General features: G+C 42.7%; 29 protein-coding genes and 1 other RNA gene. 21 read left to right on the top strand and 9 right to left on the bottom strand.

What is annotated here, in order from left to right; genetic code table 11:
• Positions 1-9: 9 nt before the first annotated feature.
• From atpD to V3C97_RS04930, 8 genes are all read left to right on the top strand, one after another.
• Positions 10-1410 (top strand): F0F1 ATP synthase subunit beta, encoded by a 1401-nt coding sequence (gene atpD, locus V3C97_RS04965; protein WP_009553774.1) that lies wholly within the window; start codon positions 10-12, stop codon positions 1408-1410.
• Between the two features lie 14 nt (positions 1411-1424).
• The gene (locus V3C97_RS04960; protein WP_009553772.1) at positions 1425-1847 is read left to right on the top strand and encodes a F0F1 ATP synthase subunit epsilon; all 423 of its coding nucleotides are present in this window, start codon (positions 1425-1427) and stop codon (positions 1845-1847) included.
• Between the two features lie 185 nt (positions 1848-2032).
• Entirely contained in the window at positions 2033-2263 is a 231-nt protein-coding gene (locus V3C97_RS04955; protein WP_009553771.1) for a DUF1146 family protein, read from the top strand.
• 34 nt (positions 2264-2297) lie between these two features.
• Entirely contained in the window at positions 2298-3605 is a 1308-nt protein-coding gene (murA, locus tag V3C97_RS04950; protein WP_338433905.1) for a UDP-N-acetylglucosamine 1-carboxyvinyltransferase, read from the top strand.
• Between the two features lie 144 nt (positions 3606-3749).
• Complete coding sequence (locus V3C97_RS04945; protein WP_009553767.1) at positions 3750-4742, top strand: rod shape-determining protein; 993 nt, start codon at positions 3750-3752, stop codon at positions 4740-4742.
• A 24-nt stretch (positions 4743-4766) separates the two neighbouring features.
• Entirely contained in the window at positions 4767-5036 is a 270-nt protein-coding gene (gene yidD / locus V3C97_RS04940; protein WP_394806771.1) for a membrane protein insertion efficiency factor YidD, read from the top strand.
• A 15-nt stretch (positions 5037-5051) separates the two neighbouring features.
• The gene (locus tag V3C97_RS04935; RefSeq protein ID WP_338433904.1) at positions 5052-5276 is read left to right on the top strand and encodes a DUF2969 domain-containing protein; all 225 of its coding nucleotides are present in this window, start codon (positions 5052-5054) and stop codon (positions 5274-5276) included.
• Between the two features lie 87 nt (positions 5277-5363).
• Positions 5364-6569, top strand: a complete 1206-nt coding sequence (locus V3C97_RS04930) for an FtsW/RodA/SpoVE family cell cycle protein (RefSeq protein WP_283590567.1) — start codon at positions 5364-5366, stop codon at positions 6567-6569.
• A 190-nt stretch (positions 6570-6759) separates the two neighbouring features.
• Here the strand turns inward: V3C97_RS04930 and V3C97_RS04925 are convergent, their stop codons facing one another.
• On the bottom strand, positions 6760-6921 hold the full coding sequence (locus tag V3C97_RS04925; protein WP_338433903.1) for a hypothetical protein: 162 nt from the start codon (positions 6919-6921) through the stop codon (positions 6760-6762).
• Positions 6922-7142: 221 nt separating this feature from the next.
• Between V3C97_RS04925 and V3C97_RS04920 the strand changes: the two genes are divergently transcribed.
• The 7 genes from V3C97_RS04920 (at position 7143) to sufB (ending at position 12990) form a co-directional block, all read left to right on the top strand.
• Positions 7143-7400, top strand: coding sequence for a hypothetical protein (locus tag V3C97_RS04920; RefSeq protein ID WP_317294620.1), 258 nt, complete (start codon positions 7143-7145; stop codon positions 7398-7400).
• Between the two features lie 86 nt (positions 7401-7486).
• Positions 7487-7657 (top strand): hypothetical protein, encoded by a 171-nt coding sequence (locus V3C97_RS04915; protein ID WP_338433902.1) that lies wholly within the window; start codon positions 7487-7489, stop codon positions 7655-7657.
• Positions 7658-7879: 222 nt separating this feature from the next.
• Complete coding sequence (gene sufC / locus V3C97_RS04910) at positions 7880-8650, top strand: Fe-S cluster assembly ATPase SufC (protein WP_027827027.1); 771 nt, start codon at positions 7880-7882, stop codon at positions 8648-8650.
• Between the two features lie 15 nt (positions 8651-8665).
• Positions 8666-9937 (top strand): Fe-S cluster assembly protein SufD, encoded by a 1272-nt coding sequence (gene sufD / locus V3C97_RS04905; RefSeq protein ID WP_338434547.1) that lies wholly within the window; start codon positions 8666-8668, stop codon positions 9935-9937.
• Entirely contained in the window at positions 9930-11150 is a 1221-nt protein-coding gene (locus tag V3C97_RS04900) for a SufS family cysteine desulfurase (RefSeq protein WP_338433901.1), read from the top strand. Before sufD ends, V3C97_RS04900 begins: the two co-directional genes overlap by 8 nt.
• The gene (gene sufU, locus V3C97_RS04895) at positions 11137-11586 is read left to right on the top strand and encodes a Fe-S cluster assembly sulfur transfer protein SufU (RefSeq protein WP_338433900.1); all 450 of its coding nucleotides are present in this window, start codon (positions 11137-11139) and stop codon (positions 11584-11586) included. The genes V3C97_RS04900 and sufU overlap by 14 nt, the downstream gene beginning before the upstream one ends.
• Complete coding sequence (gene sufB, locus V3C97_RS04890; RefSeq protein WP_338433899.1) at positions 11587-12990, top strand: Fe-S cluster assembly protein SufB; 1404 nt, start codon at positions 11587-11589, stop codon at positions 12988-12990.
• 63 nt (positions 12991-13053) lie between these two features.
• Here the strand turns inward: sufB and V3C97_RS04885 are convergent, their stop codons facing one another.
• Genes V3C97_RS04885 through V3C97_RS04875 form a run of 3 tightly spaced genes read right to left on the bottom strand, consistent with a single transcriptional unit; the run spans position 13054 to position 17650 of the window.
• Positions 13054-13992: a Ppx/GppA family phosphatase gene (locus V3C97_RS04885; protein WP_338433898.1), complete on the bottom strand. Its 939-nt coding sequence runs from the start codon at positions 13990-13992 to the stop codon at positions 13054-13056.
• An 11-nt stretch (positions 13993-14003) separates the two neighbouring features.
• A complete protein-coding gene (locus V3C97_RS04880) occupies positions 14004-16136 on the bottom strand; it encodes an RNA degradosome polyphosphate kinase (protein WP_338433897.1) in 2133 nt (710 codons plus the stop codon).
• Positions 16133-17650, bottom strand: a complete 1518-nt coding sequence (locus V3C97_RS04875) for a hypothetical protein (protein WP_338433896.1) — start codon at positions 17648-17650, stop codon at positions 16133-16135. The genes V3C97_RS04880 and V3C97_RS04875 overlap by 4 nt, the downstream gene beginning before the upstream one ends.
• A gap of 370 nt (positions 17651-18020) precedes the next feature.
• Between V3C97_RS04875 and V3C97_RS04870 the strand changes: the two genes are divergently transcribed.
• Positions 18021-19169: a D-alanine--D-alanine ligase family protein gene (locus V3C97_RS04870; protein ID WP_317294628.1), complete on the top strand. Its 1149-nt coding sequence runs from the start codon at positions 18021-18023 to the stop codon at positions 19167-19169.
• Between the two features lie 120 nt (positions 19170-19289).
• On the top strand, positions 19290-19847 hold the full coding sequence (locus V3C97_RS04865; RefSeq protein ID WP_338433895.1) for a DNA-3-methyladenine glycosylase I: 558 nt from the start codon (positions 19290-19292) through the stop codon (positions 19845-19847).
• A 121-nt stretch (positions 19848-19968) separates the two neighbouring features.
• Here the strand turns inward: V3C97_RS04865 and V3C97_RS04860 are convergent, their stop codons facing one another.
• The 4 genes from V3C97_RS04860 to V3C97_RS04845 form a co-directional block, all read right to left on the bottom strand.
• Positions 19969-22086, bottom strand: coding sequence for a putative ornithine decarboxylase (locus V3C97_RS04860; RefSeq protein ID WP_338434546.1), 2118 nt, complete (start codon positions 22084-22086; stop codon positions 19969-19971).
• Between the two features lie 92 nt (positions 22087-22178).
• Entirely contained in the window at positions 22179-22700 is a 522-nt protein-coding gene (locus V3C97_RS04855) for a universal stress protein (RefSeq protein ID WP_027827017.1), read from the bottom strand.
• A 758-nt stretch (positions 22701-23458) separates the two neighbouring features.
• Positions 23459-23776, bottom strand: coding sequence for a type II toxin-antitoxin system RelE/ParE family toxin (locus V3C97_RS04850; RefSeq protein ID WP_009553732.1), 318 nt, complete (start codon positions 23774-23776; stop codon positions 23459-23461).
• A complete protein-coding gene (locus V3C97_RS04845; protein ID WP_009553730.1) occupies positions 23776-24024 on the bottom strand; it encodes a toxin-antitoxin system protein in 249 nt (82 codons plus the stop codon). The genes V3C97_RS04850 and V3C97_RS04845 overlap by 1 nt, the downstream gene beginning before the upstream one ends.
• 111 nt (positions 24025-24135) lie before the next feature.
• Between V3C97_RS04845 and V3C97_RS04840 the strand changes: the two genes are divergently transcribed.
• From V3C97_RS04840 to V3C97_RS04825, 4 genes are all read left to right on the top strand, one after another.
• On the top strand, positions 24136-24366 hold the full coding sequence (locus tag V3C97_RS04840) for a hypothetical protein (RefSeq protein ID WP_283146771.1): 231 nt from the start codon (positions 24136-24138) through the stop codon (positions 24364-24366).
• A 1-nt stretch (position 24367) separates the two neighbouring features.
• Positions 24368-24535, top strand: a complete 168-nt coding sequence (locus V3C97_RS04835; protein ID WP_009553726.1) for a hypothetical protein — start codon at positions 24368-24370, stop codon at positions 24533-24535.
• A 97-nt stretch (positions 24536-24632) separates the two neighbouring features.
• The gene (locus V3C97_RS04830) at positions 24633-24977 is read left to right on the top strand and encodes a phage scaffolding protein (protein WP_338433894.1); all 345 of its coding nucleotides are present in this window, start codon (positions 24633-24635) and stop codon (positions 24975-24977) included.
• 23 nt (positions 24978-25000) lie between these two features.
• Complete coding sequence (locus tag V3C97_RS04825) at positions 25001-25147, top strand: hypothetical protein (RefSeq protein WP_338433893.1); 147 nt, start codon at positions 25001-25003, stop codon at positions 25145-25147.
• Between the two features lie 119 nt (positions 25148-25266).
• On the opposite strand, the gene ssrS is transcribed toward V3C97_RS04825, so the two are convergent.
• A non-coding RNA gene (gene ssrS / locus V3C97_RS04820) (6S RNA) lies at positions 25267-25462 on the bottom strand.
• Between the last annotated feature and the right edge of the window lie 31 nt (positions 25463-25493).

The raw sequence follows: 25493 nt of genomic DNA, 5'->3' as shown, positions 1-25493 counted from the left end.
ATTAATTACATGAGTTCTGGTAAAGTTGTACAAATTATCGGACCTGTTGTCGACGTAGAATTTCCTCTGGATCAACCTCTTCCAAAGATTAACAACGCTTTGAAAGTAAAGCGTTCTGACGGCAGTGAACTTGTTGTGGAAGTTACTGTTGAACTTGGTGATGGTGTTATGCGGACTATCGCCATGGACTCAACTGATGGCTTACAACGTGGTGCAGTTGTAGAAGATACTGGTGCATCAATCAGTGTTCCTGTTGGTAAGGAAACTCTAGGACGGGTGTTCAATGTCTTAGGTGATCCAATCGACAATGGTCCTGAATTTGGCGAAGACGCACGCCGTGATCCAATTCACCGTGCAGCTCCTGCCTATGATGAATTAAGTAATGGTACTGAAATCCTTGAAACAGGGATTAAGGTTATCGACTTGTTGGAACCTTACGTTAAAGGTGGTAAGGTCGGGCTTTTCGGTGGTGCCGGAGTTGGTAAGACTGTTTTGATTCAGGAATTGATTCATAACATCGCCGAAGAACATAACGGGATTTCTGTGTTCACTGGTGTAGGTGAACGGACTCGTGAAGGTAACGACCTTTATTCTGAAATGAAAGAATCAGGTGTTTTATCCAAGACTGCCATGGTATATGGTCAGATGAACGAACCACCTGGAGCCCGGATGCGGGTTGCTTTGACTGGTTTGACAATTGCGGAACACTTCCGTGATGTTGAAGGCCAAGATGTGCTTCTTTTCATCGATAACATCTTCCGGTTTACTCAAGCTGGTTCAGAAGTTTCTGCCCTGTTAGGACGGATTCCTTCTGCCGTAGGTTACCAACCAACGTTAGCTACAGAAATGGGTCAGTTACAAGAACGGATCACTTCAACTAAGAAGGGTTCAGTTACATCAATTCAGGCCGTTTATGTGCCTGCCGATGACTATACCGACCCTGCTCCAGCTACTACTTTCGCCCACTTGGACGCAAGTACAAACTTGGAACGTGCCTTGACACAGATTGGGATTTATCCTGCCGTTGACCCATTGGAATCAACTTCCAGTGCGTTAACACCAGAAATTGTTGGTAAGGAACACTACGAAGTAGCAACCGAAGTCCAACACATCTTGCAACGTTATCGTGAATTGCAAGATATCATCTCAATCTTAGGGATGGATGAATTATCTGATGAAGAAAAATTAGTTGTTGCACGTGCACGGCGGGTACAATTCTTCCTGTCACAAAACTTACACGTTGCGGAACAATTTACTGGTCAACCAGGTTCTTATGTTCCAGTTAAGGAAACGGTCAAGGGCTTCAAGGCTATTCTTGAAGGTAAGTATGATGACATGCCTGAAGAAGCATTCCGGAGTGTTGGTACAATCGAAGAAGCAGTTGAAAAGGCCAAGACATTAACTGATTAGGGAGGGAGCGTCACATGAGTAAAAATGACGAACTGACGGTTAGCGTCGTTACTCCCGCAGGTAGTGTTTATGAAGGCACAACATCGCTTGCTATCTGTTCAACACCAGAAGGTAAGATCGGTATTATGCCTAACCGTTTACCATTATTGACTACCTTAGTAATTGATGAAGTTAAAATTCAACAACCTGATGGTAGTTTTGAAAATATTGCTATTAGTGGGGGATTTTTAGAATTCTCCAACAATGAGCTTTCAATCGTTGCTCCGGCTGCTGAACGGGCAGAAGACATTGATGTCGAACGGGCAATGAGTGCACGGGACCGTGCCCAAAAGCGGATTGCAGAAGCTAAGAGCAATAAGAAGAGCGTAAATGATTTGGAACGTGCCGAAATTGCTTTAAAGCGTGCTATCAATAGATTAAATATCTCCAAAGGCTAAAATTTGGAGAACTTCGCGGAGGAAGCTGACGTAGAGTCAGGCTAATTCCAGGAGCAACAAAACGAGGTTGGAAAAATTTCCAGCCTCGTTTTTTATATGTTAAGAATTTTCCTGGGCAATGACGTGGGTGCTAAAATATGCTATTATTACGATTAGAATACAATTACTAGAGAGGGTTAACGAGTATGAAAGCAGTAGGAGTTATGGCTCTACTGGGAATTATTAGCCACTTTGGCTTTATTATTCTTGCTTTTATGGGATTACAAACCTTGCGCCTAGATCGTTATTTTATGAAGGAGCAACAAGCAATGTTTAAACTTGTCCTAATCATGTTAGCGGTCGCAATTGGCTTTGGGTGTAGTTCCTTTTTCTTGAGTTTTATTGATAACGTACGCAATCTATCATTTTTATTCTAAAATTTTCGAATAGTCATTAGTGGAGGATATAAAAGTGGAAAAAATTATTGTCCGCGGGGGAAATCGTCTTGTTGGCACAGTGGAAATCGAAGGCGCTAAAAACGCCGTTTTGCCAATTTTGGCAGCGTGTATCATGCCAGATGAGGGACGAACTACTCTGTATAATGTACCGGTTTTATCAGATGTATATACGATGAATAACGTTATCCGTTTCTTAAACGTTGAAGTAGGGATGGATGAAGTAAATAAGACAATTATTTTGGATGCAACCAAACAGCTTTCGTATGAAGCACCTTTCAAATATGTGTCTAAGATGCGGGCTTCAATTGTTGTTTTGGGACCATTACTGGCACGTTTAGGCCGGGCTAAAGTAGCTATGCCTGGTGGATGTGCAATTGGTTCACGTCCAATTGATCTCCACCTCAAGGGAATGGAAGCCATGGGAGCAGTCATTGAACGTCACGACGGTTATATCGAAGCGTATGTTGATGGTCGGTTGCACGGAGCCAACATTTATCTTGATTTTCCTAGTGTGGGCGCTACGCAAAATATCATGATGGCAGCAACATTAGCTGAAGGGCAAACCGTCTTGGAAAATGTTGCCCGTGAGCCTGAAATTGTTGATCTGGCTAACATCTTGAATAAGATGGGGGCAGACATCAAGGGTGCTGGGACTGAGACCATCCGGATCAACGGGGTTGAACACTTGCACGGGGTAGAACATACTATCATCCAGGACCGGATTGAAGCCGGGACTTTTATGGTAGCAGCTGCCTTAACCCAGGGGAATGTCTTGGTAAAAAATGCTATTGCTGAACACAATAAGCCCCTGATTTCAAAGATGCGGCAAATGGGGGTTGAGGTCATTGAAGAAGACCAAGGCATTCGGGTCATTGGTCCAGAAAAGCTAAAACCGTGCACGGTAAAGACATTGCCTCACCCAGGTTTCCCCACGGATATGCAGCCCCAGATGACTATTTTACAATTGATGGCTGACGGGCCTAGCGTTCTTACCGAAACTGTTTTTGAAAATCGTTTCATGCACTTAGAAGAACTTCGGCGGATGAATGCTGATTATCGGATTGAAGGCAATTCGGTAGTCCTTTATGGACCAACTAAGTTTAATGGCGCCGAGGTAGCTGCAACTGACTTGCGGGCAGCTGCAGCGCTGATTTTAGCTGGTTTAGTAGCGGAAAATATCACGCAAGTAACGCACTTAGAATATTTGGACCGGGGTTACTATCATTTCCACCAGAAGTTGGCTAGTTTAGGAGCTGAAATTAAGCGGGTTAATGATATTACAGCTGATGAAACCTACGCATTCAATCCGCAAAGAGCATAACCATTAAAAAGTTAGGGCGATCATAGTAACGATCACGCTAACTTTTTTATGTAGTTTTATAAAAGCGCCAATTCGTGCTATAATAATATGCTGGATTAGTTACCTCTGTAATCGGGGTAGATATTTAAACTTAGAGGAGAAAAAATGGCTAAAGATATTGGGATCGATTTAGGGACAGCAAACGTATTGATTAATGTCCAAGATAAAGGAATCGTTTTGAATGAACCTTCAGTTGTCGCAATTGACACTAAAAGTGGCCGTGTTTTAGCGGTTGGTTCTGAAGCTTATAAGATGGTAGGGAGAACTCCAAGTAATATTCGGGCAATTCGTCCGCTTAAAGATGGGGTGATTGCAGATTTTGACATGACAGAACAAATGCTTTCTTATTTTATTAAAAAGCTAAATGTTAAGGGTTTTATGTCCAAGCCTAATATTTTGATCTGCTGCCCAACCAATACTACTGATATTGAACGCAAAGCTATCCGTCAAGCGGCTGAAAAATCAGGTGGCGGTCAGGTTTATCTTGAAGAAGAACCAAAAGTGGCAGCAATTGGGGCTGGTTTAGATATCTTCCATCCTCATGGTAGCATGGTTATTGATATTGGTGGGGGTACTAGCGATATTGCTGTTCTTTCACTGGGTGATATTGTGGCTAGCCGTTCTTTACGGGTTGCTGGTGACAAGTTAAATGCGGATATTGCTAACTATGTCAGAAAGAAACATGGTCTGCAGATCGGGGAACGGACAGCAGAGAAGGTTAAAATCGAAATCGGGACTGTGATTAAAGATGGCCGTGATCAAGAGATGGATGTTCGTGGACGCGACGTGGTTGATGGCTTGCCAAAAACAATTGTCTTGTCATCAGCAGAAGTCGAAGAAGCATTGCGCGACACCATGATGGCTATTATCACAGCAGCTAAGGACGTTTTGAGTGTTACACCACCAGAATTAGCATCTGATATTATCGACCGGGGCGTTGTGCTTACTGGTGGGGGTGCCCTCCTAGATGGTATTGCTCGGTTATTTGCTTCTGAACTGCAAGTGCCAGTGGAAATTTCAGAAACACCACTGGATGATGTTGCAGTTGGGGCAGGCAAACTACTCGGTCATCTGGAAAAAGGCGCAAAGAAGAGATAAGAATTGTTAACGCTAATTAATAATTTGATAAAGCAATGCTTGATCTTGCCGATCAGGTTTTATCAACGGTGGATTTCGCCACTTTTCCCACCGACTTGTCGGTATACCCCAACGTGCTCTAACTACATGTTACAAGCACTGCAAAAACATGGACCATTCAAGGGATTATTGATGGGGATAGCCCGCATTTTGCGGTGTCATCCCTTTGTCAGAGGTGGGATCGATCCTGTTCCGGACAAGTTCACTCTTTTGCGCAATGAGCAACCTTACAATAAAACTAATGATAGACATTAGCGGGAGGTCAATTTAGTGTCAAAAAAAGAAAAAAACATTGCAATTATTGAAAATGAACGCATGATTAAGGGGCAAGTTGTTCTTGATTTGTCAATTGATCATCGTTCCCTGGGGACAGTGACCCAGAGTGGTGACGAATTTGTAGCCAAGTTACCAAACGGTGAAGTTTTTCGGGCTAAGCAACAAGACGAAGCTGTTAGTTTCTTGATTAGAGAATATCATCTACACCAAGGGCGTTAAAAAAGGGTTAAGCGGTTTTTAACACCCTTTTTTTGTATGTCTTTTTGTGTATACTAAACTTATCAATAAAAAAGGAGACAAAAAATCGTGGTTAAAAAGACTTTACGTCAAATTAATCGTGAGGAAGAAGATGCCCGGATTGACTGGGGGATCATCTTTTGTGTTTTGGTGCTTGCAGTCATCGGACTGGCTTCGATCTATGTTGCTTTGCGCCATGATACTAGTACTGTCAGCATTGTCCGAACCATGTTATCACAGTTTGTGTGGTACGTGATCGGGACGGTGGCAGTAATATTCTTGATGCAATTTGATGCAGAACAGTTGTGGAAGATTGCACCAATCGCATATGGCTTGGGGATCTTCCTCCTCATTGCGGTCCTGATCTTTTATAGTCGGTCGTACTTCGTACAAACTGGGGCCAAGAGTTGGTTTGCAATCGGACCGTTCACTTTCCAGCCTTCTGAAGTTATGAAGCCCGCATATATCTTGATGATGGGGCGGATTATTTCGCAACACAATGCGGAATACTATGAACATACAACGCGTTCGGACTGGCACCTTTTAGGGAAGATGTTTTTATGGACATTACCGGTAGCAGTTTTGCTGAAGTTGCAAAATGACTTTGGGACAATGCTGGTGTTCTTCGCTATTTTAGCCGGGATGATCTTGGTTTCAGGGATCACTTGGAAGATTATTGTTCCTGTTGGGACAATCGGAGTTGTCCTAGGGAGCACGGCTATTTTTCTGGCCGTTTACGCGCGGGGAATCTTGGAAAAAATTGGTTTCCATACTTACCAGTTTGAACGGATTGATGCCTGGTTAAACCCTTCTGGTAGTACCGATAACAAGAGTTACCAACTTTACCGGAGTATCCAAGCGATTGGGTCCGGTAAGCTGTTTGGTAAAGGGTTCAATGTATCGAACGTTTATGTGCCCGTTCGGGAGTCAGATATGATTTTCTCTGTTATTGGGGAAAACTTTGGCTTCATTGGTTGCTGTGTCCTGATCTTTATTTACTTGTTATTGATCTTCCAGATGATTCAGGTAACTTTCGATACCAAAAACGAATTTTATGCTTATATTTCAACGGGAGTAATCATGATGATCCTGTTCCACGTATTTGAAAATATTGGGATGGGAATCGGCTTGCTACCACTGACAGGGATTCCATTGCCATTTGTCAGTCAGGGGGGATCTGCGCTGATCGGAAATATGATTGGGATCGGACTCCTAATGTCGATGCGCTATCATAATAAGAGCGACATGTTTAGTACCAACGAAAACTTCAGATAATAACAAAAGTGGACAATATGGCTTAATTGAGATTTGAAGTAAGCAAATAGTTAAATAGTTAAATTTTTAAGGCATGATTCTGGTAGTTATTCTACCGGGAACATGCCTTTTGCTTTTAAAGCGGGTAAATTGTACCAGAAAAAAACAGTTCTTCACCGAATAATTGAAGAACTGTTTTCTCAGTAGATGATTAATAATTGGAACGGTTTAGTTCGTTTAAAAACTCTTTGTATTTCTCGAGATAGACAGATACAGAGTATTCCTCACGAAATTCATTGTTGTGCCAGGATTTAGCAATATATGCAACAGCTAAGTCGTGAGCAATTTGTTCATTGGAAATTTTTTCGGCCATAATTTTGCCTTCTTTCATCAAGTAATAAGCTAAGTATAGCAAAGAATTTTTCAGAAAAGCAGAGTTACGTGATTAAAAAGCAAATTCACCGAATGGATAAAAGAACGTTTCGGGTGAATACCAGAACGGTAAGTAGCACCTTATATGAGCAAATAATGTTAAAATAAGTATAGCGAAGATGATCAAGCAGAACGGTAAGATCGACTTGAAAGGGAAATATCATGGAGCATGACGAAATTAGCTATTATGATGGCGTTACCTTTGAACAAGCAGAAAAGATTGCTAAAGAGTATGCTAAAAAAGAAGGATTGGTTATGGGAACCTATGAAGGCTCGGGGGTGAAAGCCCCTTGGGTGCTCGGAAGCAATTATTCCTGGGCAGCATGGTATCCCGAATACGAAGGGAAAATCATCGGCTTGCCGGGACACGTTGTTGTTGATGACAGTACAGGTTTACCGACATATGCAATGTTTATGTGATACAAAGAGTCGTAATTGCAAGATGGGGCTGCTTGAAGCTTTATTGGCGTTGTATGCCAGAGGTAATATACAGGAAAGGTGATACTATGGAACGAAAATTAAAAGATGAAGAAGTAGAACTAGATATCTTTCAAGATCCCGCTATTACCGCCGAAGAAGAGAGAAAAATCATTAGAGATTTTAGAAAAAAAAGAGAAAAATGGATAAAAGAAGATCCTGAGTATCGAGCTCTTTTGGAGGAACTTGATTTACTCTAAGCTTAAAGGATTGGTTAATGTTTATTTGCTTGATAAACGTGCCAATCTTTTTTTGCTGTGATTTTTAGCAGCAAATATCTGACCATAGCATGGCTTTGAAGATTAAAATGCCAGAGGATATCTCATAGTGCGTCATTTTCTTGTTTAGCCAGGATGTTTTTTTAATTTTAAGATTAAGCTATAATGAACAATAATATTAGTTGTTAATTAGGAGGAGTAAGAATGGCGGTACTCGAGATCAAGGATTTACATGTGGCAGTCGCAGGAAAAGAGATTTTACAGGGGGTCAATTTAACCCTTCGGACCGGGGAAATTCATGCAATCATGGGGCCTAACGGGACAGGGAAATCAACCCTTTCAGAGGCGATCATGGGCAATCCCAAATATGAAGTGACCCAGGGGGAAATTCTCCTTGACGGTCAGGACCTGTTACAAATGGCTGTTGACGAGCGGGCCCGGGCCGGTCTCTTCTTAGCCATGCAGTATCCGGCTGAGATCCCAGGAGTAACAAACGTTAACTTTATTCGGGATGCAGTCAATGCGCGGCGAGAAAAGCCGATGCCAATCAGAGAGTTCCTCCAAGAGTTTGACCAGGCCTTGGCAACACTGGATATGACAGAGAAAATGGCGGATCGCTATCTAAACCAAGGTTTTTCTGGCGGTGAAAAAAAGCGTAACGAAATTTTGCAAATGATGATGATTAAGCCTAAGTTTGCTATTTTGGATGAAATTGATTCGGGATTAGATATTGACGCCCTGAAGGTAGTCGCACGTGGAGTTAACCAGATGCGGACGCCAGCATTTGGAGCTTTGATTATTACCCACTACCAACGGTTATTAAACTATATTGTCCCTGATTATGTGCACGTAATGATGGGAGGCCGCATTGTTCAGCATGGTGGTCCCGAATTAGCCCAGAAGCTAGAGGCTGAAGGCTATGCAGGTTTGCGGGATGAATTAGGCTTGGACATCAAACTGGTCGATGAAAACTAGGGAGGGGGAAGTGTGATGAAAAAGCAAGCTAACGACTGCCTGCCTAACTCAACCACGGAGCCAACTTGGTTTAAATCTTACCGGCAACAAGCCCTCCAAGCGAGCGCCACGCTAGCGCAGCCTGTCTTTGAACGGATCGACTATCATCGCTGGCCAATAGCTTTACAGCAGTTTGACCAAGCAGCAAGTTCCCTTGAGCACACGGCAATTAGTTCTGATTTATACCAGGATAATACCTTTGTCTGGACGAACAAGCATACGCAATGGTGCCAGTTAGCCTCCAAGTGGCAGGCACAAGGGGTCATCATGTGCGATTGGCATACTGCGCTGACTAAGCATGCCGACCTCATTCAGAAATACTACGGAAAAACCGTTAAGTGGGATGAAAACCAACTTACGGCCCAACATGCAGCCTGGATGCAGGGGGGATTATTTATTTATGTACCCCGTAACGTCCAAGTGACTGAACCATTAGTAAGTTATTTGATCCAAGATGCCCGAACAACCGCTGATTTTGTCCCTCACGTATTGATTGTTGCCGCTGAAAATAGTTCACTGACTTACCTTGAGAATCTGCAAACTATTGGCTCAAAAGAAGCGACTGCAAACATCATCGTTGAAGTTGTTGCCCGTCCGGGAAGTCATGTCAATTTTGCCAGCAGCGATCGTTTGGGCTCAAATACCACAGCATATCTGAACCGCCGGGCTACGGTAGAACGGGATGCCCGGATTGACTGGAGTATGGGGATGATGAATGATGGCAATACCGTAGGCGACTTTGACTCCGATCTAGTTGGTAACGGAGCCCATGCTGAGGTAAAAATTGTAGCGATGACTAGCGCTAAGCAGGTACAAGGAATAGACTCTCGAGTAACCAATAAAGCCCCTAATACCATTGGTCATATCCTCCAACATGGGGTGATTTTAGGAAAATCACAACTAATCTTTAATGGAATTGGCCATATCTTGCACGGGGCCAAGGGAGCAGATGCCCAACAAGAAAGCCGGGTTTTGATGCTTTCTAAACAGGGGCGGGGCGATGCTAACCCGATATTATTGATTGATGATAATGATGTTACTGCGGGCCATGCCGCTAGTGTCGGGCGGATTGATGAGGAGCAGATGTATTATTTGATGAGCCGTGGCCTCTCCAAAGAACTGGCGGAAAGATTAGTAATTCGTGGTTTCTTAGGGCCAGTTTTAAATAAAATTCCTAATAAGCATACGTTGGTAACACTGGAGAAAGTATGCGAACAAAAACTGATTGAAGGGCAAAAAAATGCGTGATAATTTTGCAACGGATTTTCCGTTATTAAAGCAGATGGTTAACCATGAGCACCTCGTTTATCTGGATAGTGCCGCAACTAGTCAGATGCCTGAGCAAGTAATGGCAGCAATCACTGACTTTAAAAAGACCGATAATGCCAATGTTCACCGCGGGGTGTATACCTTGGCGCAACGGGCCACAGAGCGCTATGAAGGAGTACGCAAGCAAGTAGCAGCGTGGATTGGAGCGAGCGATGCCCGCGAAATTGTCTTTACCAAGGGGACGACTGAGGGATTAAATTGGCTGGCACGTTCTCTAAAAATTCACCAGGGTGACAAAATCGTCCTAACCATGATGGAGCACCATAGCAACATTGTTCCCTGGCAACAAGTTGCCCACCGGCTTGGAGCAAAACTTGAATACATTGGAATGACCCCTGATTTTCAATTAGATATGGCGGATGCCCAGCACAAGATTGATGGGCGGACAGCCGTTGTTGCCACAACGTTGGTTTCTAATGTTTTAGGAACGGTCACTCCAGTGCGTGAACTAGCGCGCTTAGCCCATCTCAATGGGGCGGTCATCGTGGGGGACGGCGCTCAGGCTGTTCCCCATATGCCCATTGATGTTAAGCAGTTGGAATTAGACTACCTAACTTTTTCTGGGCATAAGATGCTGGGTCCCAATGGGATTGGCGTCCTGTGGGGCAAAAAGGCCTTGCTAGACGACTTAGATCCGGTAGAATTTGGCGGGGAAATGATTAGTGAAGTTGGTTTGAATGAAACAACCTTCAAACCGACCCCGTGGAAGTTTGAAGCGGGCACCCAGAATATTACCGGGGTGATTGGTCTAGGAGCAGCTATTGATTACTTGCAGATGGTTGGTTGGGAGCAAATCCAACAAAATAATCAGCAATTGGTACAGCAAGCGTTGACCGCGCTGACTAAGATCCCGGGCTTAGAAATTTACGGCGAGCCAACTGATATGGTCCAGACGGGCATTATTTCTTTTAATTTAGCAGGAATCCATCCCCATGATGTAGCGACAGCACTAGATATGCAGGGAATTGCTGTCCGCGCGGGTCACCACTGTGCGCAACCGTTAATGAAAGCCTTAGGGGTTCCAGCCACATGTCGCGCTAGTTTTTACTTATACAATACGACCACTGATGTAACCCGGTTTGTGGATGCATTGGTTGCGACAAAGGAGTTTTTCACGAATGGGATTAGCTAGTTTGAACAATTTGTATCGCGAAATAGTTTTGGAACATGCACAGTATCCACAAAATAAGGGGAGTTTGCCTAAAGCAACTCATGAGCAAACCCTCCATAATCCTACTTGTGGGGATACAATCACTGTGCAGTTACAAATTCAGGACAATAAAGTTATTCAAGCATGTTTTTCTGGACAAGGATGTTCAATCTCGCAAGCTTCTGCCAGCATTTTGACAGAGGTGGTGCAAGGTCATAGTGTTGACGACTGTCGCCGCATGGTTACTGCTTTTTCAGACCTGGTGATTGGACAGGAGATTGAGCCTGCTGACGAACAGTTACTGGGGGACGCGGCTATTTTGGGAAGTGTGGCCCAGTTTCCAACGCGGATAAAATGTGCAACTTTAGCGTGGAAAGCTTTATACCAAGCCATCGGTGCTACTGAGGAGGAACGATAGATGATTGAACCAGATATTAAGGATATTGGTAAAGAATATAAGTACGGATTCAAAGATAATATTGAGCCGATATTAACCACTGGCGAAGGGCTAACAGCTGATATTGTACGGCAAATTTCAGCTGCCAAAAATGAGCCTGAGTGGATGTTGGACTTCCGCTTGCGGGCATATGAAATCTACCGTAAGTTACCTATGCCGTCTTTTGGGCCAGATCTAAGCAAGTTAGATTATGAACATATTAATTATTTCCGACGGAGTACGGATAAAGTAGCCCGTAGTTGGGATGATGTGCCCCAAGAAATGAAAGAAACCTTTGAACGGTTGGGGGTACCACAAGCGGAGCGTAAATACTTGGCGGGGTCATCTGCCCAGTATGAATCTGAAGTTGTGTACCACAACATGAAAAAGGAATTTGATAAATTAGGCATTATTTTCATGGATACAGATAGCGCGGTTCAGCAGTATCCAGAACTTGTGCGCAAGTATTTTGGCAAATTGATTCCCCCGGCAGATAATAAGTTTGCTGCCCTTAATTCCGCTGTTTGGTCAGGCGGGACGTTCATCTATGTTCCCAAGGGAGTCCGGGTCCCAATGCCAATTCAGAGTTATTTCCGGATCAATGCGGGGAACTCGGGCCAGTTTGAGCGGACGTTAATCATTGTTGACGAAGGGGCAAGCCTGAATTATGTGGAAGGGTGTACGGCGCCTAATTACTCGGCCGATAGTCTCCACGCAGCCGTTGTAGAGGTCAATGTTTTGCCGAATGCTTATTGTCGGTATACAACGATTCAAAATTGGTCCAATAATGTTTACAGTCTGGAAACCAAACGGGCCCGGGCTTTTGAGAATGCAACGATGGAATGGGTCGACGGCAACTTAGGTTCAAAAGTTACGATGAAGTATCCTAGTGTTTACCTTGACGGTCAAGGAGCAAAAGGGACGATGCTGTCAATTGCTTTTGCCGGTAAAAACATTGATTCCGATACGGGGGCGCGGATGATTCACAATGCGCCTAAAACAACTTCATCAATTATTTCCAAGTCACTCTGTAAAGATGGGGGGATCGCGGATTATCGCGGTTATGTCCGGTTTGGGCGCAAGAGTGACGGGTCCTTTGCCCACGTGGAATGCGATACAATCATTATGGACGAGCAGTCCAGTAGTGATACTATTCCATACAATGAAGTATTGAACGGCAATGTTTCTATGGAACATGAAGCTAAAGTTTCAAAGATATCAGAAGAACAGCTGTATTATTTGCAAAGTCGCGGAATTTCCGAGCAAAAAGCAACAGAGATGATTGTCATGGGCTTTGTTGAACCTTTTACCAAGGAACTACCGATGGAATATGCAGTGGAATTGAACCGTTTGATCGAATATCAAATGGATGGATCAGTTGGTTAAACAAAATAGGGAGGAAGCATACTGGTAAAACAGCATGTTTCCTCCCCTTTTTAGTAGTTAATTTTATTGCGGTAAAGTAAGGTTTTCGAGGTGGGCAAAAACGACCCCTTCCCGGAGCCCCGCATTGGAAAATGTCACCTCAGTAATGTGCAACGTCCGCAACAAGAGGTTGATCGGAATCAAACCACCGATGATAATATCTGCTCGGTTCTTGGCCAGGCCGGGGATATTGGCCCGTTCCTTTTTATCCATGGCTAAGAGCTTGCTAGTGAGGGCGAAGATAGCCTGGGCCGACATCTGGTAACCATGAACTGGAGGAAGCAAGTCTTTAGGGGTATTATGCTTACGCCGGTCAATTTTAGCAATGGATCGGTTGCTCCCACCTAAAACAATTAACGGGAGATTATGCGCCTTACGGAGCCATTTGATGCCAGTTAACTGCATTTCAGCAAAAGTTAACGCTTCAAAGAGGTTTGCAGCGGAGATAACATCTTCAAGCTGGAAGCGCTGGGTAAGGTTAACCGAGCCAAACGGCAAGCTAATAAGCCGTTGGGCCTGGCGGTCATGCACGAGAATAATTTCGGTGCTGGCTCCACCGGTATCTAAGATCAGGCAATCCTGGCGGGCAAAGGTCCGGGTTACTCCCAAATAATCCAAGAAAGCTTCTTGTTCACCGGTAACAACTTGAAAGTCAAAGCCATAGGTCTGTTTGACTTGGTGTAAGAATTCCTGTTGATTTTGTGCCTGGCGCACAGCCGCTGTGGCAATCCCAATCACCTGGTCACAGTTATGGGTTGCAATCAGGTGTTGAAACTTTTCTAAGGCAACCATAGTCCGCCGAATAGGTTCGGGTTGGAGTATTTTAGCTGTTCCCATGTTTTCCGAGAGGCGGACGTATTCTTTTTCGCGGACTAAGATTTGTGGAGCTTGTCCGGGGTCCACCACACTTATTTGCAGCCGAACTGAGTTTGAACCGAGGTCAATTACAGCAATTTTGGTCATGATACTCCTCCTTAATTTTGGTCGTTTAATAACGGAATGAAATGTGACGCTTTTTTGTTACGTCGTTTACTTTCTTTACGAATTTGCCGCTTCTTTCGTTTTGCTTCGCTGATAAAGAACTCCTGGGCATTAAACGATGTTATCCCGCGGCGATCGATCCGCTTGAATTGCGTGCCAACTAAGTTCCGTGCTTTGACATTATCCCGCCACAAGGTATCAAAAATAGCGATCCCCCGTTGCTGCAAGTCGTCTTCTAGTACAGGATACAGAATTTCGACCCGGCGGTCCAAGTTCCGCTTCATCATATCAGCACTGGCAAAGTATATTTCTTCTTTACCCCCGTTAGAGAAGTAGTAGATTCGACTATGTTCGAGTAAGCGACCGACGATAGAGTGTACGGTGATATTATTTTTGCATTCTGGAATATCATTGCGGAGGCAACAAATTCCCCGGACTATCAATTCGATTTTGACCCCGGCCGCTGCCGCTTCATAAAGTTTGGCAATAATATGCGGATCAGAAAGGGAATTCATCTTCATCCGAATCAATGCGGGATCGCCTGCTTGCGCATGGGCAATTTCATTGTCGATCTTGTGACCAATAAACTTGCGAATGTTTTTGGGTGAAAGATGGAGGCGGTGATAGTATGGCGGTTGTGAAAAGCCTGAGAGTGTATTAAATAAGTTAGTCGAATCAATCCCCATTTCGTTGTTGCAAGTAAAAAGACCAATATCAGTGTAGAAGTGAGCCGTGACGTCATTGTAGTTCCCTGTGCCAAAGTGCATATATCGCCGAATACCATCATGCTCTTTACGGATAATAAGGATGGTCTTGGAGTGGGTCTTTAACCCGACAAGACCATATATTACGTGACAGCCCATCTCTTCTAGCTTTTTGGCCCAACGAACATTATTCTTTTCATCGAACCGGGCTTTGACTTCCACCAAGACGGTTACTTGCTTACCTTGCTGTGCAGCTTGGCCTAGGTATTTGATAATTGGTGAATTTCCCGATACCCGGTAAAGAGTCATTTTGATGGCTAAAACTTGCGGGTCAAAGGCGGCTTGCTTGATAAAATTGATGACACTATTAAAGGAGTCATAAGGGTGCTGAACCAAGAAGTCGCGTCGTCTGATTTCAGCAAAAATATCATGGTGTTCATCTAGTTCTGGAACCTGATAAGGGGTAAACGGTGTGAAGCGCAAATCAGCGTGGCCGTTGACTTCCCGCCCTAACTTTTTCAAGAAAGTCAGGTCAATTGGACCATTGATGTAATAAATGGCCTGAGAACTAACTTTAAGATTAGTGATTAGGCGCCGCGCCAATGCGGAACTAGTTTGCTTTTCAATTTCCAGCCGGACCACACTGCCGTGTTCCCGCTCTTTGAGCTGTTCTTGCACCGCCAGCAACAAGTCCGAAGTATCCCGTTCGGCTACATCAAGGTCCATGTCCCGAATTACCCGGAAAGTTGTGGTTTCATCGATCGTATAGCCAGCAAAGAGGAGGGGGATAAATTCCTTAATGATATCCTCAATTAGAACAAAAGTATTAGGTTCATTGACTACCCGAATCAAGCGCTTGAACAGCTGGGGAATCCGAATGATCGCATATTTAGCCTCAGTACTGGTAGGGAGGTGGAGGCGGACCGCAATATTGAGCGAATTATTAGCGATGAAAGGGAAAGGCCGGGAAGAATCATCAGCCATTGGGGTTAATACTGGATAAACCTCATCGTTAAAATAACGCCGTAAGGCTTCATATTGACCGTCGTTTAAATCCCGAACAGAAACGATTTTAATTCCTTGTTTAGCTAGTAAGGGGATAAGCGAGCGGTTATAAGTGGTATAACGCCGCGCCACCATGTGGTGCTCCTTTTGGTTAATCGCTTCAATTTGCTCGGTAACAGTTAGGCCAGCAGCATCCTTTTTTTCGACATGGGCGGTTTTTAACTTGTTAAGGGAGGCAACCCGGACCATGAAAAATTCATCGACGTTGCTTTGGGTAATGCCAAGAAAGTTTGCCCGTTCGAGTAAGGGGTTTTCGGGGTCACGGGCTTCTTCGAGCACCCGGCCGTTGAAGTCGATCCAACTTAATTCGCGGTTAATAAAAAAATCAGGGTTTAAAAATTTATTTTTCACTTTCATTTGTTAACAATCATCCTTTGTTTGAGCTGGGGGCGTATCCCGAATACAGTAGTAAATAAATTAGCACTTCGGTTAAACGTCCATTTTTCTAGGGTCAAGTCATCAGTGGAATAAGCAGTAACAATGAGGGTGTTGGCTTTTAAAGAGATGCTAGTTTTAGTCACCTTTTGTTCAAAAGCTGCATCAAGTGCACCTGCTAAGCGTAAAATTGCCACTAATTTGGCAATGATTAAGCCGGTAGTTGGTGGGATCTGGGTTAACCGTTCATTGATCTGCTGGCGTGAGGTCTGGAGATTATACAGCCGGGCTACTTCAGCAATAATTTGGATTTGCGTTTGTGACAGGCCTAATAACTTGCTGGCCGTGATGATATAGGCTGAGTGATTAAAATGGTCAGTATGCCCAATAAAGTTGCCAATGTCACTCAAATAACCAGCTAACTCCAACAACAAGCGCTCATTGTGTCCGAGATGGTGAATCTTTTGCGTCTGATCAAAAAGGTGGAGAGCATTGTGGATAACATTATGACAATGATTAAGATCGACATCATAGCGGGCGGCTAAGTATTGGGCAGCACTAACAATCATCGAATCGTAGTTACGTTTGAGCAGGTGGGACTGAATTCCTTCGGCTAATGCCAAGCCCGTCATGGCTGAGATTGAAGTTAGATAAATCTTTTTGACTTTAGTCAGGGCAATGATGCGCTTGAGCAAAATAAGTCGTGCTACCAAGTTAGTTTGTTCGGACAAAGGGATGTGGTATTTTTCCTCTAAGTACTGGTTAGGGGAGTACAGAACCTTCTCATAAATATTGAGGAACTTTTTGCTGGAAAGCTTAGTAAATTTAACGCCTTTTTTGTCTAAGAAAATACGGTTAAGAAAGTTCGCATCTTGAACAATAAGAGTATGACCAGCATCCAGAAAAGGAAATTGATTACGGAAAGAAATCAAATCACTGCCAATGATGTCGTCCAGAATTTCAATCGCATTGGCGGTGGTGTTGGTCGATGAAGATATAACCTCATGGTTTAGTTGTTCGTCGAGCGTGAAGTTCCAATTGGTGTGGAAAGTTTGCTCAGCAAATTTTGAAATAGTAATCGAAGATGATCCGAAATTTAGTAAATAAAAGGACGGATCAGAAATGATTTGTTCATCAAGGCTTTCTAAAACACCAATTGCCTTGAGGTAGATCAGCTGGTTCTCATTGAGCCAGTGAATAGTAAAGCCGGCTTGGGTAAAAATCTGTTCCCCAAGGTAAGCTGCTGTCATGGGTTCAAGTAGTTGCCCGTTGGCCCACATTTTAAAAGATGTGACCCCGGTTTCCTTTAAAATCTGTTTGAAGCCATGTAAGCCCCGAATGATAGTATCTATTTCCTGGGTAAATACATGGTTTTTGGCGACAGTAGGGGGAATATCGGCCACGACGGTTTCCAGCGTAGTCATTTTTTTGAGGTCAATGATCTTTAATTTAAGCGAGCGGTATGATAAGTAAATTATTCCATAGTAGTTTGCCATAATATACTCCTATCCTTGTACATTCACTTTTTATTTTAGTGGATTGGAAACGGTTTTTAAAGGAGCATTAAGTTAATAACTTGCAAGCTAAGTGTGTTTTTTTTAAATGCAAAATAGCGGTGGGTAAATAATAGTTTTTCTTGAATAAAAATTATAGTTCCATAATTTTTATGATATATTAATTAGGATGAATTTGCTTGTAATGCCGCATATTGAGCGGGTCATGGGGGCATTTGTGGGATCTGGGTGTTACTTTAAGATGAGAGAGGACCCTGAAAATCTAACTGACAAATTTAGACTTCCATAGTATAATTGCGGTAGCACAAGTTGCCAACCGTATAATAAATAACCAATAAGAACGGAGAAAATGATGACAGATAAGAAATTACACATTGCATTGCTTTTTGGTGGTAATTCCTCTGAGCACGACGTTTCCAAACGTTCAGCTCATAATGTCTATGATGCCCTTGATAAGGAGAAATATCAGGTATCAGTATTTATGTTTACTAAGGATGGATTACTCTTAGGAAACAAAGATTCACTACGGATCTTTGATGGTGAAGATGAAGACCAAGTCGTAGCTGAAGCAACAGCTGATTTGGATTACTCAAACCCATTGGTCAATGTGCAAAATCTTTCCGAGGTTAAGGATATTGACCTCTTTATTCCAGTTATTCACGGTAACATGGGTGAAGACGGAACGGTTCAAGGTTTGTTCCGCCTCCTCAACAAGCCATGGATTGGTAGTGGGATTACTTCTTCGGCTATTTCCTACGACAAAGATTTGACAAAGCAACTATTAACATACCATGGGATTCGCAATACCCGGTATGTAACAGTTACTCCCGAAACTAGAGCTGAGTACCCATATGCAAAATGCGTAGCTGAATTAGGTGACGTTTTGTTTGTTAAGCCAGCGCGACAAGGTTCATCCGTAGGGATCCACAAAGTAACTTCTGCAGACGAGTTTGAAGCAGCTTTGGATGATGCTTTCTTATATGACTACAAGGTCTTGATTGAAGAAGGCATTAAGAACCCACGGGAAGTAGAATGCTCTGTGATCGGTAACCGGGAACCAGAGGCATCCAAGATTGGGGCGATCGTTGTCCCTAAGGGTGATGCATTCTATGATTACAACAACAAGTTCGTTGATGCATCCGGAGTGGTATTCGAATTACCTGCTAACATTACGGATGAATTGAGTAAGGAAGTTCAACAAATGTCACTGGATGCTTACAAGGTATTAGGCAACCGGGGTTTGGCACGGATGGACTTCTTGGTTGATGAAAATGACGTACCATACTTTAGTGAAGTAAATACATTACCAGGTTTCACTAATATTTCTCTTTACCCACAATTATGGGAAATTGATGGTATTACTTACAAGCAAACTTTGAACCGTTTGATCGACTTAGCATTTGAAGAATTCGAACACAATGCTAAACTCCACTACGACTTTGTTAAGTTGGGAACTGAAAAAGTGGGAACAAAGATTATGCGGCAAACTGAAAAAGATTAATAATTTGCTTAAGCATTAGCATGGGAGCTAGGATTTGCGTTGAATCCTGGCTCTTTTTTGCACTGCTTAATCTAAAGGTTAACAGCGTAGTTGATTATAGGAAGAAAAGGAGGGGGCGCTATGAAATGTGCATGGGCATATGATACAACACCTGCGATGCGCGCATATCATGATGATGAATGGGGGAATCCCCAGCATGATGACCAGCGCTTGTTTGAATTGTTGAGTTTGGAGATTTTTCAAGCAGGCTTGAGCTGGCAAACAATATTGCAAAAAAGACCGGCATTGCGGCAGGCTTTTGCTGCATTTAATATTGACCGAGTGGCGGCCTTTGGTCCGCTGGACGTGGACCGTTTGGTGGCCGATTCGGCTATTATTCGGAACCGGCGCAAGATTTTAGCGGTGATTAATAACGCCCAGGTCTGTCAGCAAATTCAACGGGAACAAAGCTTAGATGAGTATTTTTGGCGTATGGTAGGTGGTGAACCGATTATTAATCATTGGCACAGTCCGACGGAAGTCCCTGCCCAAACGGCCTTGGCCCAGACAATTAGCCAAGTAATGAAAAAACGGGGATTTAAATTTGTCGGTCCTAAAATTATTTATTCCTTTATGCAGGCGAGTGGGATGGTCAATGATCATTTAGACGGGTGTTCCCGCAAATTTCACCATGATTAGAGTTAAAAGTGAGTAAGAGGAAGATTTAGGATAAGCGCCTGGAGTGCAAGCTAAGACAAGGCATACAAAAAAGCCGGATGGTGAATTTTTGTTCATTATCCGGCTTATATTACTTAAGTGGTTAATTTGTGGGAAGTACTGCCCCGAAGACATGTAACTTACCATCAGTGTCTTGGTGATAATGCACTCCTTGAATCTCTGGCGTAAAGCCTGGGAAGCGTTCAATTGCGCCCAGGAGGGTCAAAAAGTATTGTTGACTTGTTGCTGCCCACCGTTCACCAGGTGCAACCACAAAGACACCAGGAGGATAAGGCAGGGCTCCTTCTAGGGCAATGCGACCTTGGATCTCTTCCAAAGGACACATCTCGCTGTCATTGCGCATGAAACGCTTGTCTGCTTGGTAAGGAGTTAACGGATAGTCATCAAGATGGGGGTTAGCAAACAATTCTTTTTGGAGTGTAAAAGTATCGTTAACGCGGTAGTAGTTGTGCATCTCATTACAAAGCTGTTGGATGGTATAGCCGTGGTAGCGGTGCTGATGAGTGCGATAGACTTGACCTAAGACTTGTTCCAAAGGTGCGTCGGCCAAATAGAGGCGTTCAAAGGTCATCAGGGCATCAAATAAAGCAGCGAACTCTTCTGGACCATCACCTGGTGATGGGAGGAACAGGAGTGAGTTAAGGTCTGCTTTTCCCGGAATGATGTCATGCTCTAGCAGGTAAGCTCGAACGATTGCACCAGGGATACCAGTAGATTCATACTGGTGGTGACGAAGGTCTACCCCAGGGAGAGCAAGCGTAATTTTAACGGGATCAACGATGGCTTCGTCGGTTGCGTTATTGGCAAACCCGTGCCAGTTATCTTGCGGGGCAATCTGCCAGTACTGGTCATTTGTACAGAGCTCGCTCGTGGGAATATCTACCCATTTTTTACCAGCGACAGTAGGGGGTACAAATGGGCGGAAGAGCTTAGATTCTTTGAGCAGCCGTTTCCTAAAGTTAATTGTATGGACTAATAATTCTTGCCACCATTTATAGTTAGCTTTTGCTTGAGCCAAAGCAGCATTGGTGACTAGCGAAGCATACAGAGGGTATGAATAACTAGAGGTAACAAACTTCAAGTAAGCGTTATTAAAATGAATATGATCGACGTACCGCTTTTGTCCCCGTAAGTGATGGTCCTTTTTCAGGATTTGCGAAACCTGGGTCATGCCTCCTTGCTGCTTGTGGATTGATTGGGTCACTAAGATCCCGGGGTCATCTGGCCCATATTCATGTTGTAAAGGTGAGAACCGTTGCAACAAGGGAAGGTACTGTTCATAGCCAGCCCAAGCACAATCAAAGAGGATATAGTCGCAGAGATGGCCGATCTTTTCAAGAATCCATTCAGGGTTAGTTAAGATACCATCGTATGTCTCTGCTTGAATAATCGCCATTCTGAAGGGACGCTTAGCATGGGCTTTTTCAGGATCAACCTGCGCGATACGGCGACGGAGGGCTTGTTCATCGAGTTCGTTACCGTCCATTGCGCCAATCAATCCTAGGGGATTACGGGCAGTATTGACGTAGATAGGACGTGCTCCCTGGATCATTAGGGCACTATTGTATAGCGATTTATGGTTATTTCGGTCAAACAAGACCAAATCGCCAGGATTGAGGACGGCACTAGCACAGACTGAATTAGAAGTTGTTGTCCCATTGGTAACGAAGTAGACTTTATCTGCCTGGTAAGCCTTAGCAGCGGCTTGCTCCGCAACGAGGGGGGACCCCGCATGGGTCATCATATCCCCAAGTTCAGGTACAGTATCTGAGGTATCAGCATAGAGCATGTTTTCGCCAAAGAAGCGATTAAATAAACTGCCAGCAGGATGTTTACTGTAATACAAGCCATTGTGATGGCCAGGCGTGGTAAAACTTAATGGACGACGATCAGCAAAGTTAACCAAGTCACGTAAAAAAGGTGGGATAACTTGCTCATAGTATGTCTGCGCCTGGCCTGCGATTTGCTGGCGGACGGTAGTCGGGTTTTCGGTTCCCAAAAGGCGGATAATAGGAAAATCTAAGCCAGACTGGTCACGAAGGGCGTAGGCTAGTTCATATTCATGGTCGCTATCAGCAGTGATGACAACTGCTAACAGCTCTGCTGGATCTAGGTGGTTAGACAAAGGTACGTGCTCCCATTTAGCGGGTAAAAAAGAAAAAAGGTGCTGGGGAGCGGCTATTTTGAAATATGTATTCATAGTATGACAACAGCGCAATGCTGTAACTCCTTTCGTAGATAAATCTTGACAAAATAAACCCCTGGAACTCACTGGAGTGCCAGGGGATAACTTTATTTATTCAAGTTTTGTTCTTTGCGTTTTTGAGCTGCTTTCTTTTGATTCTTGCTTAAAGCAAGCTTGTTATCTAAGTCTGTTCTTACAACTAAAACATCACAAGCAGCTGTCCGGGTAACATATTCAGTTACCGAACCAATTAAAAGACGTTCAACCGCATTGAGACCAGTGGCACCAATTAAAATCAGGTCAATGTGTTCTTTAGCCGGAATATCCTTGGCAATGAGAACCTTTGGTGCCCCATATTCAATTGCATAGCTGATGTTTTCAACACCATTTTGCTTGCCTTCAGCAACGTAGCCTTCCATTGTTTTGCGTGCAGTTTCGGTAACTTGTTCAACCATTTCTGTGTCAAAACTAGAGATGTTTTGGAAAGCCCGAGTATCAACTACATGAACGAGGTGGAGCTTTGTATCTGAGCCGTTTCTTTTTGCTACGGCTACCGCTTTTTTGAAAGCTAGTTCAGATTCATAAGAACCATCAACGGGTACGAGAATGTTTTTGTATTTTTGTAACATATGAATCATCCTTTCTTTACTCCTTACCTTTATTTTACTTGATAAAGTGAACGATTTCAATGGAATTAAAATGCATATAAAAAATGCGCCAATAGTGGTATTATAGCTATTTTTTGACTACTTGATTTTTAAATGTATTGAATGAGTTTACTAAAAAAGTATGCACACTTTTTTAGTTTAGAAGTCCACGTACTTGGCAAAGATTGTCGGAGCCTGTTTGCGCTGTCATAATATTTTCATCATTTAAATTGATCATGGTTTTATGCTTAAAAGCATGGGTAAGTTAAATACTATTGACTTACATAGATCACAGCATTTAGTGTTGCATGTAGCTTTTTCATTGCAATTATTCTTATATGTTTTATGATATAGGAAAGAGGGAGTTTATAACTTCCTACATTCCATATTTAGTTCCTAGGGCTTGATTCCTAACCAACTTAGAATTGATGTAATAGCTGCGGCTGCGGTGAGAATTGCCTCAACTATTTCCAAGTGGTTTTCCAAGTTTCTTTGGAACTTTTTTTGTTAGGAGATTTATTTGGCATCTTTATCACCTCCCCCAGCAACACGATAGAGAGTTGAAATCAGCAAATATTAGTAAGTTTTTTAGAAAGTTGAAATATATTTTGCTGGCTTAAACATTGATATAGCAGTGTTTTTACTGGCTGATAATTATAGAGTAGGGTGAATAGCTGAATGTCGGTGACTATTGCGATTTAGCAATAGTCATAAAAAAGAACAACTAAATGTTAGTTACTCTAAAATTCTAATTTCATTTGTTTAGATTGGAAAATTTTACCAACTAAAATATTATTATTTTTTTCATCGATTCTATAAAAAATAGCGTAACTTTTACCAATTACAATACGATAGGTTTTAACATCAAACCCATATTTAGCTGATACTTCTTCATACATTTCTGGGAATATAGCGGCAAGTTCTAAAGCTCTTTGAATGTTACTAACAAATTTATTGATAGTTTCTTGTGACAAAAATAGTTCATTTTCCCATGTATCAATTAAAGCACTTAAACTATCAGCAAAGCTTTTAGCATAGACTAAGTTATATTCTGTCATTATTGCCACCCATATTTTTTGAAGGTATCTTTCATCTGTGTTTCTGATACAACTAACTCTTTTTCAAAGTCAGCAAAGCTGTCCTCTATTAATTTTTTGTCATGCTCTTTAGCAGCATTAGAAATATCAAGAACAAACAAGTTGCCTTTTTTCTCAGCTTGAATAATGTCACCATTAACTAAACCTAGTTCTTTAGGTAGGATAATCCCAATACTGTTACCAATGTTTCTAACTTTAATTTGTCTCATAAGATCACCTCAAATTAATTATAACGAGTTATAATAAAGGGAACAATAAATTAACTAATAAAGTATATGATTATGAAACATTTATAAAAATCTGAAAGAAGGTGACAAATAGTGGTAGTAATGAAATTGATTAATGAGACAGATAAATACGTTGAATATGCACTGTATAATGGCAACAACGAATTTATTGAAAAAATACGTTTTTATAAAGATAGTAAATTCCTTGTAATTGAAGGAAAAAAGAAGATGACCAACCACTATGAAACAACCTCGTACAGATTACTGTTAGAATGTGTGGAAGACAACGTATATCCTAAAGAAATGTCAAAAGGATGGGGATAGCATGGACAACAAGGTTCCAGTACATGTAAAAGGTGTAGAATACGCTGCGAATGCAGAAGATTCTAAAATGCATGTAACACTCAATGTAGATATTTTTGCGAAGCCAGCATTTTATAACATGCACTTAGTAGAGAAGCTGGGACGTAAAGTGAATGAGATTAAATTATAATATTTCGACCTGAGCATGTCGTTAAACCGCTTATTTTTTATGCAGTCAAACCCGTGGCACGGACCACGAAAAATAAATGCGATAGGAGCGATTTTGCATGAAACGAGAGTTTTTGAAGGAACAGGGACTAAGCGACGAACAGATTAAAGCAGTTATGACGGAGCCACGCAATAGCAAGGCTGTAAGCGCCTTGTTGGACTTGGACAAGGTATCTTTAAGTGACAACGGGTTAGAAGGCTTAGATGACCAGTTAACGGCGCTTAAAGAGAGCGATAGTTACCTGTTTAACGTCAAGAACGAGCCACAACCAACTAAAAGCCCGGTAAATGTTGTTTCTGGCCAACCAAAGGCGAAGGAACACCAACGATTAACCTCGCAACCGCAACGTATCAAGAGATTAAGCAGTTCAAGGATAATCATCCGGACGAATACCGAGTACTAACTAAAGATTAGGAGGAAGTTTTTATGGCAAATTTACAAATACAATTAGCACAAATGATTGATCCGGAAGTTATGGCAACCATGTTGAATGCCCAACTCTCTAAACAAATTCGTTTTAGTTCCATTGCCCCTGTTGATCCTACTTTGCCAGGGCAAGCGACTATGGTTTAGCAGTTTTACCAGGTGCAATGCGGCGACTTTCGTCTAGACTTGTAGTTATTTTCCACGTTATCAGGTGTCATAGTGAATAAAAAAGAGGCTGATGAGAAAACAGAGTTTTCTCTCAGCCTCGCGGCTCCGATTGTGCCGTTAATCATCTTTGTAGTTGAACCCGCTCTCAAAGCAGGAAGGCCCACGTAGCCTGGTTTGTAGTTTCCTAACGATAATAATGGTTAGGCATACTAGCTGCCAGTCATTGTGAACAAAAAGTAAAAAGTGTTCGGTCAACCATACATTTATAAGATAACGCGTACACTTCAGATACCATCGTTATCCTAGCATAAATAGTATTAATTAG

Origin of the sequence: Ligilactobacillus saerimneri, assembly GCF_036689625.1 — a bacterium.
GTDB classification, from domain to species: domain Bacteria; phylum Bacillota; class Bacilli; order Lactobacillales; family Lactobacillaceae; genus Ligilactobacillus; species Ligilactobacillus saerimneri.
Note: the sequence above shows the minus strand (reverse complement) of the source record. Positions and strands in the feature narration are given on the sequence as shown.

Excerpts from the sequence above, each read along its gene's own strand:
- V3C97_RS04925 (WP_338433903.1), bottom strand. The coding sequence starts at position 6,921 with ATGGCCGAAAAAATTTCCAATGAACAAATTGCTCACGACTTAGCTGTT.
- V3C97_RS04960 (WP_009553772.1), top strand. The coding sequence starts at position 1,425 with ATGAGTAAAAATGACGAACTGACGGTTAGCGTCGTTACTCCCGCAGGT.
- V3C97_RS04855 (WP_027827017.1), bottom strand. The coding sequence starts at position 22,700 with ATGTTACAAAAATACAAAAACATTCTCGTACCCGTTGATGGTTCTTAT.
- V3C97_RS04870 (WP_317294628.1), top strand. The coding sequence starts at position 18,021 with ATGACAGATAAGAAATTACACATTGCATTGCTTTTTGGTGGTAATTCC.
- V3C97_RS04865 (WP_338433895.1), top strand. The coding sequence starts at position 19,290 with ATGAAATGTGCATGGGCATATGATACAACACCTGCGATGCGCGCATAT.
- V3C97_RS04900 (WP_338433901.1), top strand. The coding sequence starts at position 9,930 with ATGCGTGATAATTTTGCAACGGATTTTCCGTTATTAAAGCAGATGGTT.
- V3C97_RS04915 (WP_338433902.1), top strand. The coding sequence starts at position 7,487 with ATGGAACGAAAATTAAAAGATGAAGAAGTAGAACTAGATATCTTTCAA.
- sufU (WP_338433900.1), top strand. The coding sequence starts at position 11,137 with ATGGGATTAGCTAGTTTGAACAATTTGTATCGCGAAATAGTTTTGGAA.
- V3C97_RS04845 (WP_009553730.1), bottom strand. The coding sequence starts at position 24,024 with ATGAGACAAATTAAAGTTAGAAACATTGGTAACAGTATTGGGATTATC.
- atpD (WP_009553774.1), top strand. The coding sequence starts at position 10 with ATGAGTTCTGGTAAAGTTGTACAAATTATCGGACCTGTTGTCGACGTA.
- V3C97_RS04955 (WP_009553771.1), top strand. The coding sequence starts at position 2,033 with ATGAAAGCAGTAGGAGTTATGGCTCTACTGGGAATTATTAGCCACTTT.
- V3C97_RS04835 (WP_009553726.1), top strand. The coding sequence starts at position 24,368 with ATGGACAACAAGGTTCCAGTACATGTAAAAGGTGTAGAATACGCTGCG.
- sufD (WP_338434547.1), top strand. The coding sequence starts at position 8,666 with ATGAAAAAGCAAGCTAACGACTGCCTGCCTAACTCAACCACGGAGCCA.
- V3C97_RS04825 (WP_338433893.1), top strand. The coding sequence starts at position 25,001 with ATGGCAAATTTACAAATACAATTAGCACAAATGATTGATCCGGAAGTT.
- V3C97_RS04830 (WP_338433894.1), top strand. The coding sequence starts at position 24,633 with ATGAAACGAGAGTTTTTGAAGGAACAGGGACTAAGCGACGAACAGATT.
- V3C97_RS04875 (WP_338433896.1), bottom strand. The coding sequence starts at position 17,650 with ATGGCAAACTACTATGGAATAATTTACTTATCATACCGCTCGCTTAAA.
- V3C97_RS04945 (WP_009553767.1), top strand. The coding sequence starts at position 3,750 with ATGGCTAAAGATATTGGGATCGATTTAGGGACAGCAAACGTATTGATT.
- V3C97_RS04920 (WP_317294620.1), top strand. The coding sequence starts at position 7,143 with ATGGAGCATGACGAAATTAGCTATTATGATGGCGTTACCTTTGAACAA.
- sufC (WP_027827027.1), top strand. The coding sequence starts at position 7,880 with ATGGCGGTACTCGAGATCAAGGATTTACATGTGGCAGTCGCAGGAAAA.
- V3C97_RS04885 (WP_338433898.1), bottom strand. The coding sequence starts at position 13,992 with ATGACCAAAATTGCTGTAATTGACCTCGGTTCAAACTCAGTTCGGCTG.
- sufB (WP_338433899.1), top strand. The coding sequence starts at position 11,587 with ATGATTGAACCAGATATTAAGGATATTGGTAAAGAATATAAGTACGGA.
- V3C97_RS04860 (WP_338434546.1), bottom strand. The coding sequence starts at position 22,086 with ATGAATACATATTTCAAAATAGCCGCTCCCCAGCACCTTTTTTCTTTT.
- V3C97_RS04850 (WP_009553732.1), bottom strand. The coding sequence starts at position 23,776 with ATGACAGAATATAACTTAGTCTATGCTAAAAGCTTTGCTGATAGTTTA.
- V3C97_RS04880 (WP_338433897.1), bottom strand. The coding sequence starts at position 16,136 with ATGAAAGTGAAAAATAAATTTTTAAACCCTGATTTTTTTATTAACCGC.